The sequence below is a fragment of the uncultured Marinobacter sp. genome (assembly GCF_963974375.1).
Lineage (GTDB): Bacteria > Pseudomonadota > Gammaproteobacteria > Pseudomonadales > Oleiphilaceae > Marinobacter.
In genome coordinates, this window is the sequence record NZ_CAXBDN010000018.1 from 16,916 (window position 1) to 29,745 (window position 12,830).

The 12,830-nt window shown below is 57.2% G+C and carries 13 protein-coding genes; 9 read left to right on the forward strand and 4 right to left on the reverse strand.

Translation table 11 applies throughout. The annotated features are described in order from the left end of the window. The first annotated feature begins 33 nt into the window (after nucleotides 1-33). Nucleotides 34-360 carry a Grx4 family monothiol glutaredoxin gene (gene grxD, locus AAC035_RS02885; RefSeq protein ID WP_339799771.1) on the forward strand — a complete coding sequence of 109 codons (327 nt, stop codon included), beginning with the start codon at nucleotides 34-36 and terminating at the stop codon, nucleotides 358-360. A 100-nt stretch (nucleotides 361-460) separates the two neighbouring features. On the opposite strand, the gene AAC035_RS02890 is transcribed toward grxD, so the two are convergent. The 4 genes from AAC035_RS02890 to ccsA all read right to left on the reverse strand — a co-directional run bounded on the left by AAC035_RS02890 (nucleotide 461) and on the right by ccsA (nucleotide 5,804). Continuing rightward, complete coding sequence (locus AAC035_RS02890) at nucleotides 461-2,683, reverse strand: DUF1631 domain-containing protein (protein ID WP_339799773.1); 2,223 nt, start codon at nucleotides 2,681-2,683, stop codon at nucleotides 461-463. Nucleotides 2,684-2,879: 196 nt separating this feature from the next. Continuing rightward, nucleotides 2,880-3,482, reverse strand: coding sequence for a Yip1 family protein (locus AAC035_RS02895; protein WP_339799775.1), 603 nt, complete (start codon nucleotides 3,480-3,482; stop codon nucleotides 2,880-2,882). A 139-nt stretch (nucleotides 3,483-3,621) separates the two neighbouring features. Further along, nucleotides 3,622-4,923, reverse strand: coding sequence for an HlyC/CorC family transporter (locus AAC035_RS02900; protein WP_339799777.1), 1,302 nt, complete (start codon nucleotides 4,921-4,923; stop codon nucleotides 3,622-3,624). Between the two features lie 74 nt (nucleotides 4,924-4,997). After that, entirely contained in the window at nucleotides 4,998-5,804 is an 807-nt protein-coding gene (ccsA, locus tag AAC035_RS02905) for a cytochrome c biogenesis protein CcsA (RefSeq protein WP_339799779.1), read from the reverse strand. A 250-nt stretch (nucleotides 5,805-6,054) separates the two neighbouring features. Between ccsA and ffh the strand changes: the two genes are divergently transcribed. From ffh to AAC035_RS02945, 8 genes are all read left to right on the forward strand, one after another. Beyond that, entirely contained in the window at nucleotides 6,055-7,440 is a 1,386-nt protein-coding gene (ffh, locus tag AAC035_RS02910) for a signal recognition particle protein (protein WP_339799780.1), read from the forward strand. A 143-nt stretch (nucleotides 7,441-7,583) separates the two neighbouring features. Beyond that, nucleotides 7,584-7,826 (forward strand): 30S ribosomal protein S16, encoded by a 243-nt coding sequence (gene rpsP, locus AAC035_RS02915; protein WP_339799782.1) that lies wholly within the window; start codon nucleotides 7,584-7,586, stop codon nucleotides 7,824-7,826. Nucleotides 7,827-7,852: 26 nt separating this feature from the next. Continuing rightward, on the forward strand, nucleotides 7,853-8,380 hold the full coding sequence (rimM, locus tag AAC035_RS02920) for a ribosome maturation factor RimM (protein WP_339799784.1): 528 nt from the start codon (nucleotides 7,853-7,855) through the stop codon (nucleotides 8,378-8,380). A gap of 3 nt (nucleotides 8,381-8,383) precedes the next feature. Further along, nucleotides 8,384-9,130, forward strand: coding sequence for a tRNA (guanosine(37)-N1)-methyltransferase TrmD (trmD, locus tag AAC035_RS02925; protein ID WP_339799786.1), 747 nt, complete (start codon nucleotides 8,384-8,386; stop codon nucleotides 9,128-9,130). 39 nt (nucleotides 9,131-9,169) lie between these two features. Beyond that, nucleotides 9,170-9,526, forward strand: a complete 357-nt coding sequence (rplS, locus tag AAC035_RS02930) for a 50S ribosomal protein L19 (protein WP_339799788.1) — start codon at nucleotides 9,170-9,172, stop codon at nucleotides 9,524-9,526. 132 nt (nucleotides 9,527-9,658) lie between these two features. Continuing rightward, nucleotides 9,659-10,600 (forward strand): site-specific tyrosine recombinase XerD, encoded by a 942-nt coding sequence (xerD, locus tag AAC035_RS02935; protein WP_339799790.1) that lies wholly within the window; start codon nucleotides 9,659-9,661, stop codon nucleotides 10,598-10,600. A gap of 215 nt (nucleotides 10,601-10,815) precedes the next feature. Next, on the forward strand, nucleotides 10,816-11,565 hold the full coding sequence (locus AAC035_RS02940) for a DsbC family protein (RefSeq protein WP_339799792.1): 750 nt from the start codon (nucleotides 10,816-10,818) through the stop codon (nucleotides 11,563-11,565). A 121-nt stretch (nucleotides 11,566-11,686) separates the two neighbouring features. Continuing rightward, a partial coding sequence (locus tag AAC035_RS02945) for a homoserine dehydrogenase (protein ID WP_339799794.1) occupies nucleotides 11,687-12,830 on the forward strand: 1,144 nt, incomplete at its 3' end.

Below are 12,830 nucleotides of genomic sequence, written 5' to 3' on the forward strand. Positions count from 1 at the left end.
CTCCTTATCTAACCCGTCAATGAGGTGAGCATCGTGGAAATCAACGAAACCATCAAAAGCCAGCTTGAAGAAAACCCCATCATTATCTACATGAAGGGCACTCCCCAGGCGCCCCAGTGCGGCTTCTCTGCCAAAACCGTGCAGGCGTTAATGTCTTGCGGCGAGCGCTTTGCGTTCGTCAATATTCTGGACAATCAGGAGCTGCGGGAAGGCCTCAAGATCTACTCCAACTGGCCGACTTTTCCCCAGTTGTACGTCGGTGGCGAGCTGGTTGGCGGCTGTGACATCGTGCTGGAACTGGCCGAAAGCGGCGAACTGGCCGAGTTGGTCAAGGGTGCTGCCAGCAAGGCTGACGCCTGAGGCTTGTTGTCTTGTGAACTCCGGATGAGACAGTTGCCGTCCGGAAACAAAAGAGCACCCCGAGGGGTGCTCTTTTTTATTCAGTCAGTGGTTGTGGCCATCAGATGGCCTGCTTGCGGAGGCTGCCAACGACGGCGTCCAGTGCCCGGTCGATGAGGGCGCCCTGCTCGAGAATGGTCAGACGGCCCCGCTGCATCTCCCGCGCCAGGTCGATACGGGATTTTTCTATGACCTTGAGCCCCATCCGGTTTACGAACACAAAGCAGTCGGCATCTTCGATAATCGCCGACAGTTTGCAACGGAAGCGCGCCCCGTTGACCAGACTGAACTCCACCCACTGACCAACCTCAATGGCGTCGATGTATGGCAGGTGTTCGGCGATACCTGAATCCAGAGCTTCGTCCTCGCCGGTGGTCGCTATTTCGGCTGTGGCTTCCGGTTCGATTTCCTCCGGTTCACGGGCCTCGGCGAGTGCCAGATTGCGGAAGGCTTCGGTAAGTTCGTGTTTGACAGCAGCCATCATTTCATCGAGACGGGTCGCGTTGTAGGAGACTTCCTCAAGTCCTGCCCGCAGCGCTTTCAGCAATCTTGGCACCACCCGCACCCACTGATCTCTCTCTTCGTCGTCGAGATGAGGATGCAGGCACCAGATCAGGTCATCGACAACCCGGACGGTCTGGTCCCAGCGATGCTCGACGTCGTTCCGGAGATAGGCCAGGAACATGACCCGGCTCCAGCCATTGACCAGAATGTCGTGAACCGGACCTGGCACCGGCCGGCGGGATAGCTTCTCCCGTAGCAGGCGATCGACGGTCTCCTGGGCTTTCTGGGATTTGATACGGCCACGTTCGGATTCCCGGGTACGCTGTTCCACCAGCGAGGATTTACGGTTCTCGCGAGCAAGGAACTGCTCGAACTCTACGCCCAGGGTTTCGAAAAGCGCAATGTTGCCGTCGAATTCATCAAGAATCCGGGCGACGATGTTGTGAATCTGTTCGTAGAGTTTATCCCGGGTCTTTTCGTCAGCGCTGCTCCAGCCGATGCCTGCGCGGGCAAGGGCGTTGAGGAGCTTGCGGGCAGGGTGGTTGGCCCGGCTGAAGAAACTCTTGTCCTTGAGGACCACCTTCAGGATGGGGATTTGCAGACGGCTGATCAGCACCTGAATCGGTGCCGACAGGTTGTAGTCGTCGAGGATGAAATCGAACAGCATGGAGACCAGATTGATCAGGTCTTCATCCATTTCTTTCAGCGCTGGCTGCTTGCCATCGTCCGGGTGGGCGTTGCTCAGGGCCTGTTCGATCAGATCTCGCAAATCCAGGTGCACTGGCTCACCAGCGCTCAGGTTTTCAGGGTTGGTGGCAGGCTGAGCGCTGCTCCGGGAGAACTGCGACAGCATCTGCAGCAGTTCGGTGCCACCGACAATATGAATTTCAGTGGAGTGGGCGCCCTGTGCACTATAGCTGCGGTGTCCCCGCTGCATGCTCAGCAAGTTGCGGATCTGCTCGAAGAGGGCGTCGTCTTCACGAACCTGATAACTGGCAGCAGCCTCTTCCGCCCTGGGGGCTCCGGCCGCCTGATCGGGGCTGCGGCTTTCGCCAGCATCAGTGGTGCGGCTGGTTTTGCCCTGATAGCGGAAATTGGGCACCACACCGGCCTGAACCAGAATGCGGTTGGCTTCATCCATCAGCATGCCGAGGTTGGAAACCACATAGCGATCGAACTGTTTCAGTACGATCAGGCGTTCGCGAATCTGGATTTCAAAAGCGCCAGCCGCTTCTGCAAAGGCGTGACAGACATGCTCGGGTGCCAGCGGATTAACCGGATGCTCTTCGCCGGCCTGGGGGTAAATCACTGTAAACCGTGTCTGCAGCTGCAGCAGCGGACCCTGAAAGTAGGCTTTGGCCTTGGTGATCATGGCGTTAAGGGCGACCTGTTCTTCCAGGTCATCATCCTGCAGCATGGACAGGGTCTCTGAACTGCCCTGAAGGCTGTTTTGCTGCTCGGTGGTAGCGGAGAGGCTGTCCGCCCCCGGTGGATCATTAAACAGCGAGGCGGTTGCCAACTGGAACTGTTTTTCCACACCTTTACGCTTGATGCGGATTTCACGCATCGCTTCAAAATAGCGGTTTTGCTCGTTGTTACTCCGCGCGTTATTGGCGAGTTCGAACAGGGAATCATCCACAGCGTCGAAGGCGCCCTGGAGCAAATCTCCCAGCCCGGCAATGACGGTGTCCCGGATGCGGGACACCTCCAGTGGGAGCGATACCGGCGTTTCTGCACCGCGTTGGCGATGCAGATAATGTATGCCGGACTGTCTGTTCATGGCCGACTCCTGAATACGCCTCAACCGGATACGTTACCGAGATTACTCTGATTTTATTATCTATCTGTGCAATTTATCGCAAAACCACGTTCGGTTACACGTTTTATTACTATTGCCGTAATACAAAACAACAGTTCAGGCGGAGATATTCCCGCTGAACTGTTGTGTGGCAATGATCTGGTAACTGGTGGGGTTGTCAGTCTGCGTAAACCGGACCAATCCCGATGCCCCAGATGACCACGCTGATGGCCAGCAGGGCAACCAGCATGACCAGTCCGACCGTTAGTACCGAAGACGCAAACATGAAACCGCGTTCTTCCGGGATTTTCATCAGAATGGGCAATCCCTCGTACAAAAGGTACACCGCGTACGCAATGGCGATCAGGCCCACCATCATGTTGACCCAGATATTGGGGTAGACAGCAATGATGCCCAGCAAAAAGATGGGTGTGGAGGTGTAGGCGGCCAGAGTGACGCCTCGTGGTGTGCTGTCCTGCACCTGATAGGTGGCCGCGAAGAAATCGATGAATTTGCCAAGAATGAAGACCCCGGCGAGCATGGCCGCATAGGCCAGCAGGCAGAGTTGCAAAGCGCTGGACGATGTCAGTTTGATCACCTGACCGTCACCGATCTGCCAGCCGACCTGGGTGGTTCCGTAAAACCCGGCTACCGTTGGTATCAGTGCCAGTAACAGAATGTGCCCCAGATAGAGCCTGCTGACGGACTCTGACTCAGCACGGATAGATTCCCATTCCCGGTCCGGATGGGTAAACAGACCAACGGTGTGTGAAAGACTCATAGACCTTTTCCTCATTATTTTTATAGAAATCAATACGCTCAGTTTTGGGGAGCGGGTTGATTGGGTCAAGATGTTCGTTAAAACATAATCTTTCTAAAAATATCAGCTTAGATGTAAAAAGAATATCTTTTGATCTGGCTCAGCCCTGGCGCCGTTGCGGGCGTGTCAGCGTCAGCTTGCGTTTTCTGAGGGCCGGGTGGACGATCGCAGCTTTGACAACATTGTCCTTGATCTGCAGTACCTCAGTCCGGTGCCCGGCCATCAGCAGACAGACGTTGGTCTCCGGAATGGTTTCCAGGGTTTCGGTAATCAGGCCGTTTAGGGTCTTCGGTCCCTCCAGGGGCAGTTTCCAGCCAAGCGTCCGGTTGATGGCCCGCAGTGGGGTGGCGCCATCGATGATAAAGGTGCCATCGTCCTGGGGGATGATGTCCTGGGATGTGGCGGCATAGTCGGTGGTAAAGTCGCCGACGATCTCCTCGAGAATATCCTCCAGGGTCGCGATGCCAAGCACATCGCCGTATTCATCAACGACGAAGCCGATCCGCCGTCGGGCTTTCTGGAAATTGATCAGCTGGGTGTTGAGGGGGGTGCTCTCCGGAATAAAATAGGGCTCGCGGCACAGTTGCATGATGCGGGCCTTGTTAACGTCCTCCTGCATCAGCAACTTCGGCGTGTTGCGCATATGCAGGATGCCCTGGACATTATTGATGTCTCCGCGGAAGACCGGCAGCCGGGTGTGCTGGCTGCTGCGCAGCAGGCGGATAATGGTATCCATGTCATCTTCCAGATCGATACCCACAACCTCGTTGCGAGGCACCATGATATCGTTCACGGTGACTTTTTCGAGATCCAGAATGCTGACCAGCATGTCCTTGTGTTTGGACGGGATCAGGGCTCCGGCCTCATTGACCAGGGTGCGTAGCTCCTCCCGTGACAGGTGTTCGCTGCTGCCATGGTCAGCGGAAACCCGCAGCACCTTCAGAATGACACCGGTAAACAGATTGACGAACCAGACGGCCGGATAAAGGATTTTGAGGAGTGGCCCCAGAATGTAGCTGGCCGGGAAGGCGATTTTTTCGGGGAACAGGGCGGCCAGGGTCTTTGGCGTAACTTCTGCGAAAATCAGGATAACAATGGTCAGCAGCACAGTGGCAATGGCTATGCCCGCATCACCCCAGATACGAATGGCGATAACCGTGGCGATCGCCGATGCAAATATGTTGACGAAATTGTTGCCGATCAGGATGACCCCGATCAGCTGATCAGTTCGTTTGAGCAGTCCCTGGGCCCGCTTTGCACCACGATGGCCGTTTTTGGCCATATGTTTGAGGCGGTACCGATTGAGCGACATCATTCCGGTTTCCGAGCTGGAAAAGAAACCGGACAGAACAATAAGGCCGGCCAGCAGCACGAAAAGAGCGGTAAGCGAAACCTCGTTCAAGAGGTGGTGTCCTTCTGTTGCGAATAAGTGGCGAACATAGGGCCGGGGGCGGTGCCTGTCAAGATTGCCGGGGCTCAGCTGCCCCGCAGGAATACCAGTTCAAGTACGAATTTGCTGCCAAAGTATCCGATGGCCAGCAGCGTGCAGCCTGCCAGGGTCCAGCGGCTGGCGGTCAGGCCGCGCCAGCCCATGGTATGCCGGCCCACCAGCAGGAACACGAACACCGCCAGTGAAACCAGGGAAAACAGCGTCTTGTGGGCCAGATCCTGGGCAAACAGGTCACTGACAAAAATGGCACCGGTGGTGATGGCGAATACCAGCAGGATAACGCCTGCCCACAGCAGCTCGAACAGCAGCGACTCCATGGTCTGCAGGGGCGGCAGGTTGCGGACCAGTACACTGTTGTAGTTGTGTTTGAGCTGACGGTTCTGAAGGTATAACAACAGTGCCTGGCCGGCGGCCAGCGTAAACAGGCTGTAGGCCGTGACTGCCAGTGCGATGTGGGCCAGAATGCCCCAGTCATCCCGGGCTATAAAGCGGGGTGGGGTCTGGCTCATCAATGAAAAGACCACCGCCAGTATCGCCAGGGGATAGGCTCCCAGGAACAGGCTCTGAACCGGCTTGTACAGGCTGAGGCCAAGCAGCAGGGCGACCACCAGCCAGGAGATCAGCAGGGCGCTCTGGAAAAAGCTGAAGTTGACGGCGGCTTCGGTGAAGGCGGATTGCCACAGCATCAGGCCATGGGAGGTGAGTGCCAGTGCGCCAACCGCTGTAATTACGGTCTTGCTGACCGCCACCCGTCCCCGGAAACTCAGTGCCTGCAGCACCGTTCCGATGCTGTACAGGAACAGTGTGGTTACTGCGAGAATCAGGGTTCCCATGGTGTCCTTACTGGTTCGTGGGCCGGGTTGTGGGCAATTCCCGCCGGCAGGGTTTGGCGGCAGCGGGAACTGAATTTTCCGGGCTGGTCGTTTCAGGGCGATAGTCTGGTTATAATGTCGCGATTGTGCAACCGGAATCAACCGGTTTCAGCCAGTTATGCTGCGGCACAGCTCTTGTGTCACGTCCGTATCAGGGCGTTGTGCAGAAGCCAATCAGGCAACCAATTTATCAGGGCTATGGAAAATCATCATGTTTGAGAACCTGACAGACCGGCTTTCGGGCAGTCTCAGAAAGATTTCCGGCCAGGCCAGGCTGACCGAAGACAACATCAAGGAAACCTTGCGGGAAGTCCGCATGGCATTGCTGGAGGCGGATGTTGCCCTGCCAGTGGTGAAAGCCTTTATCGATGGTGTCCGGGACCGTGCTGTTGGTCAGGAAGTTCAGCGCAGCCTGACCCCGGGCCAGGTCTTCGTGAAAGTGGTCCAGCAGGAGCTGGAACAGGTGATGGGCGCGGGCAACGAAAAGCTCAACCTGGCAGTACGCCCGCCGGCAGTCATCATGATGGCCGGCCTGCAGGGTGCGGGTAAGACTACCACCGTGGCAAAACTTGCACGCCTGCTGAAAGAGCGGGAAAAGAAGTCGGTAATGGTGGTCAGTGCCGACGTCTACCGGCCGGCAGCGATCCGTCAGCTGGAAACCCTCGCCCAGGATGTGGGCGTGGAGTTTTTCCCGAGTACCGCGGAACAGGACCCGGTTGCCATTGCCGAGGCTGCGATTGATGCCGCCCGCAAGAGGCACATTGATGTACTGATCCTCGATACGGCAGGTCGCCTGCACGTTGATGAGCAGATGATGGGCGAGATCGGGCGTCTTCATAAGGCGGTCAACCCGGCGGAGACCCTGTTCGTGGTTGACGCCATGACCGGTCAGGATGCTGCGAACACCGCCAAGGCTTTTAATGATGCCCTGCCGCTCACCGGTGTCGTGCTTACCAAGACGGACGGCGATGCCCGTGGTGGTGCCGCCCTGTCGGTGCGTCATATTACCGGCAAGCCCATCAAGTTCATGGGTGTTGGCGAGAAGACCGACGCCCTGGAGCCTTTCCACCCTGACCGGGTTGCGTCCCGGATCCTGGGTATGGGGGATGTGCTTTCCCTTATAGAGGAAGCCGAGCGCAAGCTTGATAAAAAGAAAGCCGACAAGCTCACCAACAAGATCAAGAAAGGCAAGGGGTTTGATCTTGAGGATTTCCGTGACCAGCTTCAGCAAATGAAGAGTATGGGTGGTATCGGTGGCTTGCTGGACAAGCTGCCGGGCATGGGGCAGATGGCCCAGGTCGCCCAGAAGCAGGTCAACGACAAGACTTTCGGCCAGATGGAAGCGATCATCTGTTCCATGACCCCGAAGGAGCGCCGCTACCCGGACTCAATCAATAATTCACGCAAGCGTCGGATTGCCACCGGTTCAGGGACCCAGATCCAGGATGTGAACCGGCTACTGAAGCAGCACAAGCAGATGCAGAAAATGATGAAAAAGTTCGGAAAAAAGGGCGGCATGGCCAACATGATGCGTGGCGTTCAGGGTATGATGCCGCCCGGCGGCGGTGGCGGAATGCCACCATTCGGTCGTATGTAGAAATCGGGACACACTCCCTGTTTTCTTTGCCGGGGTTTTAGCATAGAATAGCGCCCCTTTCGAGTATGGGTATTCGTGCAGACGCCTTTCCGGCTGGCACGAAACGTACAAAGTTCGTTTAACTGAACAGGATATTGGTCGAAATGGTTACAATCCGTTTGGCTCGTGGTGGCTCCAAGAAGCGCCCGTTCTACCATCTGACAGTCACTGACAGCCGCAAGGCCCGTGACGGACGTTTCATTGAGCGTGTCGGTTTCTTCAACCCGGTTGCCCGTGGTCAGGAAGAGCGTCTTCGCGTTGATCGCGATCGTGTTGATTTCTGGGTGGGCCAGGGTGCTCAGACCAGTGATCGCGTTGCCCAGCTGCTGAAGACCACGGCTGAGTAATCAGGCTTCAGGACCGGGGTAAGGCCATGACACAGCGTTCGCAGGAAACTGTGGTTGGGCGCATAACCTCGGTTTTTGGGGTTCAGGGTTGGCTGAAGGTTTTTTCTTTCACCGAACCCCGTGAAGGTATTCTGAATTATCACCAGTGGACTTTGTTGCTGGACGGTAAGCGGATACCGGTGGAGGTGATCAACGGTCGCCGGCAAGGCCAGGGGATCGTGGTTCAGCTCGAAGGAATTTCAGACCGTGATCAGGCCCTTTTGTACTCAGGGGCCGAGATTCATGTGCCGACTGAGGAGCTGCCAGTACTGCCCGAAGGGGAGTATTACTGGTATCAGCTCGAAGGTTTGCAGGTGGAAACGGTTGAAGGCGAATGCCTTGGTGTGGTGCATCATCTGATCGAAACCGGTGCGAATGATGTACTGGTAGTGAGATCGACCGAGGCTTCCATCGATCAGCGTGAACGTCTGGTGCCCTACCTTCCTGAGCAGGTTGTTCAGAAGGTGGATCTGGCGGCCGGACGCATGGTGGTGGACTGGGACCCGGAGTACTGACCGGTGTGGATTGGCGCAGTCAGCCTGTTTCCCGAGATGTTCAGCAGCGTAACGGACTATGGGATTACCGGCAGGGCCGCACGTGATGGTCTTCTGACGTTCAGAAGCTGGAACCCGCGGGATTATACCCACGATCGCCATCGTACCGTGGACGACCGGCCCTATGGCGGCGGCCCCGGTATGCTGATGAAGATCCAGCCGGTACGGGATGCGATTCATGCAGCTCGCAGCGAGGCGCCAGGCAAGGCGTGCGTGGTGTATCTCTCGCCCCAGGGCGAGCGGCTGAATCAGGCAGTAGTGGAGTCTCTGGCGTCACAGGACAGCCTGATTCTGGTGGCCGGCCGTTATGAAGGCATCGACGAGCGCCTGATCCTGACGGAGGTCGATCGGGAGGTGTCGCTGGGAGACTTCGTGCTGTCCGGCGGCGAACTTGCTGCCATGGCAGTGATTGATGCGGTTACCCGCCTCGTTCCCGGTGCGCTGGGTCATGCTCAGTCAGCTGAGCAGGATTCCTTTGCCGATGGCTTGCTGGATTGTCCGCACTACACCCGGCCTGAAGTCTATGAAGGTCTGGTGGTACCGGATGTCCTGTTGGGTGGGCACCACGAACAGATCCGGCGTTGGCGGCTCAAGCAGTCGCTGAAGCGAACCCGGGAGCGACGCCCCGACCTGCTGGAACAGCGGGTGTTGACAGACCAGGAGCGTGAGCTGCTGGATGAGATTTTAAACGAATCGGGTGCCACTGAATAATCAGGGCATTGATAGATTGAGTATCAGGAGCGCATTGCGATGAGCGGCAAGAACAACATCATCAGTCAGATTGAAAACGAGCAGATGACCCGGGAAATCCCGGCCTTTGCACCGGGCGATACCGTGGTTATCCAGGTTCGCGTAACTGAAGGCAACCGCGAGCGTCTGCAGGCGTTTGAAGGCGTTGTTATCGGCAAGCGTAACCGTGGCATGAACTCCTCCTTCACCGTGCGGAAAATTTCCTACGGCGTTGGTGTTGAGCGTACCTTCCAGACTCACTCCAAGCTGATCGACAGCATCAGCGTGAAGCGTCGTGGTGACGTTCGTCAGGCCAAGCTTTACTACCTTCGCGATCTGTCTGGTAAGGCAGCCCGCATCAAGGAAAAGCTGGGCTGAGCCCCGCCCGACTCCTTGCAGTGCAGGAGTACGGATGTGTCAGAAAGGCAGCTTCGGCTGCCTTTCTGCGTTCTGGCGTGGGTTGTTTGGCGCTTTCTGGGGCAGGGTTTCTGCAATTGAGGCGTAAGCGTCATGGATAAACGGCATGCGACTGATCCCATCAGGGTGGCAGACCAGGATCTGATTCAGCGGTTTCTGGATGCGCTCTGGCTGGAAGACGGGCTAGGCGAAAAAACCCGGCAGGCCTATGGCAGTGACCTCCGGCAGTTGTCGCTGTGGCTGGGGGAGCGCCCGCAGGCGCCGGCGCTCAGGGAAGCCGCGCGGGAAGATCTGCTGGCATGGATTGCTTCGGCCTTCATGACCGGTCACAAGAACGCTACGGCCGCCCGCCGTCTGTCCGGAATGCGACGTTTCTATCGTTATCTGCTGCGGGAGAAACTGATTCCGGAAGATCCGACGTTACGGATTGAAAGTCCGCGACTCCCCCGGCGCTTGCCGGACAGTCTTTCTGAGGCGGATGTCGAAGCCCTGCTGTCTGAACCTTTGGGCGCCCGGTGCGAGAATCCGGCTCTGGAGCTTCGTGACCGGGCCATGATGGAAATTCTGTACGGGTGCGGCCTGCGGGTATCAGAGCTGGTCAGTCTGAGAGTGGACCAGGTCAACCTGCGTCAGGGCGTGGTTCGTATAGTCGGGAAGGGCGATAAGGAACGCCTGGTGCCCATGGGCGAAGAAGCCGTGGACTGGTTGCTTCGGTACATGAAGGATGCCCGCAGTGAATTGCTGCGGGGGCACCGTTCTGATGACTTTTTTCCGGGGAACCGCGGCACTGCCATGACCCGTCAGGCGTTCTGGTACCGCATTCGCCTTTATGCCCGGCGCTGCGGTGTCAGCAAGAAACTGTCGCCGCATACGCTGCGCCACGCCTTTGCCACACATCTGTTGAATCACGGTGCAGATCTGCGGGTCGTCCAGATGTTGCTGGGGCACGCCGATCTTTCTACCACCCAGATATACACTCACGTTGCCCGTCAGCGGCTGCAGGAACTCCACCAGGCCCATCATCCAAGAGGCTGAATGACTTCCTCTGCCGTGGTGCGGCTGAACTTTCCCGGTGGTTGTGAGTCTCAGCCTCAACCACTGATTGCGTTGCCATTGGTGCAGTCTGGTGACCCGGGTGGGTCGCTTTCACACATTACGTGGCGGTAGATTGTGCCGGATTGCCGGCTCTGGTTTACTGACGGTCTCGTATCAAGCTGTCTTACTTATCCTTTTCTCTTGCAGGATGTTTCATGATTAATCACATCAAAATTGTACAGGGTCGTGTCGCAGGTCTGATGGCCGGTCTGGCATTGGCTGTCAGTGTTCCCGCAATGGCTGATTCACCGGAGCAGGTGATAACCGAGAAACTGACCGGCATCGTGCCCGGGCTTCAGGTGAAAGCCGTGCGGGAGTCCGCCGCTCCGGGTCTTTACGAGGTGGAAACCAACAACCGCGACATGATCTACGCGACGCCGGATGGCAATTACATTCTGGCCGGTGAGCTGCTGCAGGTGACAGATGGCGGCATCGAAAACGTGACCGAACGTTCCCGTGCCGCGAAGCGGGTCGAGACCATGGCAGCGTTTGCAGAGAATGGTGTCATTCGTTATCCGGCAGAGGGCAATGAAAAAGCGTCCATCAGTGTGTTTACCGATATCGACTGTCCCTATTGCCGCAAGTTTCATGACGATGTGCCGCGGCTTAATGAGCTGGGTATCACCGTCAATTACTACGGCTTCCCCCGTTCAGGTCCTGATACGCCCTCGTTTGTAAAGTATGAGTCGGTGTGGTGTTCTGACGATCAGGTTGCCGCCATGAATGAAGCGAAAGGTGGCCGGCAGGTGCCGGACATCAGCTGCGAAAACCCCGTCGCTGAGCAGTTCCAGCTTGGCAGTCAGGTTGGCGTCACCGGCACTCCGGCAATTCTGCTTGAGGACGGCAATATGGTACGCGGGTACGTTCCGGCTGATCAGCTTGCGCGGAGTCTCGGGCTGTTATGATTCATCGGGCGGGCATACTGATCAGCCACTGATGCCCCCGAGCCTCTCTGGTGGTGTGCGTTATTGTGCTAATCGGTATACTATGCGGCCCAAATCATTCATCGGGCATTGAGGTGGAAGCTTGAAAGAAGTCAGGGTCGGAATCTGCGGACTGGGCACCGTCGGTGGCGGAACATTTAATGTGCTGGCACGTAATGCCAGCCTGATTGCTGGTCGGGCCGGCTGTCGCATTCGCACGGCGCGGGTGGCAACCCGACGGTTGCGTGATGATATTGACCTTGGCGACATTCCCTTCAGCAACGATGTCTTTGACGTGGTCAATGATCCGGACATCGATATCCTGGTGGAGCTGATCGGTGGCTACGAGACCGCCCGTGAGCTGGTACTCGCCGCCATTGCTGCCGGCAAGCATGTGGTCACTGCCAACAAGGCACTGATTGCCGTGCACGGCAACGAGATTTTTGAAGCGGCCGAAAAGGCCGGTGTCATCGTCGCCTATGAGGCCGGTGTCGCGGGTGGCATCCCGGTAATCAAGGCGTTGCGGGAAGGGTTATCCGCCAATCGTATTGACTGGTTGGCCGGCATTATTAACGGCACCGGCAACTACATCCTTACCGAAATGCGCAAGGGGCGCGAGTTCGCGGAAGTGCTGAAGGAAGCCCAGGATCTTGGCTATGCCGAAGCAGATCCTACCTTCGACGTCGAAGGTGTTGACGCTGCCCACAAGCTGACCATCATGGCATCGGCCAGTTTTGGCGTTCCGCTCCAGTTTGATCGCGCCTACACCGAAGGTATTTCCCGCCTGACGCCTTACGATATCGCCCATGCCGAACTACTGGGTTACCGTATCAAGCATCTGGGCATTGCCCGTCGCCGTGAGAATGGTATCGAGCTTCGGGTTCACCCGACGCTGGTACCGCAAAGTCACCTCATTGCCCAGGTCGACGGCGTTCTGAACGCCATTCTGGTGGACGGTGATGCGGTTGGTCAGACCATGTACTACGGGCCTGGTGCAGGCGCTGAAGCGACGGGTTCAGCGGTGATTGCCGATATCGTCGATGTGACGCGCTCGATCACCTCCGGTGGTGGCTACCGTGTGCCCTATCTGGGCTTCGGACCGGAAGCCATGGATAACCTCGATGTGCTGCCCATGGAAAATATCCAGTCAGCCTATTACCTGCGTATTCAGGCCCTGGATCGTCCGGGGGTGCTGGCCAAGGTCGCCTCCATTCTCAGTGAGCACGGCATCAATATTGAATCCATCA

Coding starts and splice junctions, on each gene's coding strand:
- AAC035_RS02890 (WP_339799773.1), bottom strand. CDS start 2,683: ATGAACAGACAGTCCGGCATACATTATCTGCATCGCCAACGCGGTGCA.
- AAC035_RS02895 (WP_339799775.1), bottom strand. CDS start 3,482: ATGAGTCTTTCACACACCGTTGGTCTGTTTACCCATCCGGACCGGGAA.
- ccsA (WP_339799779.1), bottom strand. CDS start 5,804: ATGGGAACCCTGATTCTCGCAGTAACCACACTGTTCCTGTACAGCATC.
- ffh (WP_339799780.1), top strand. CDS start 6,055: ATGTTTGAGAACCTGACAGACCGGCTTTCGGGCAGTCTCAGAAAGATT.
- rpsP (WP_339799782.1), top strand. CDS start 7,584: ATGGTTACAATCCGTTTGGCTCGTGGTGGCTCCAAGAAGCGCCCGTTC.
- rimM (WP_339799784.1), top strand. CDS start 7,853: ATGACACAGCGTTCGCAGGAAACTGTGGTTGGGCGCATAACCTCGGTT.
- rplS (WP_339799788.1), top strand. CDS start 9,170: ATGAGCGGCAAGAACAACATCATCAGTCAGATTGAAAACGAGCAGATG.
- xerD (WP_339799790.1), top strand. CDS start 9,659: ATGGATAAACGGCATGCGACTGATCCCATCAGGGTGGCAGACCAGGAT.
- AAC035_RS02940 (WP_339799792.1), top strand. CDS start 10,816: ATGATTAATCACATCAAAATTGTACAGGGTCGTGTCGCAGGTCTGATG.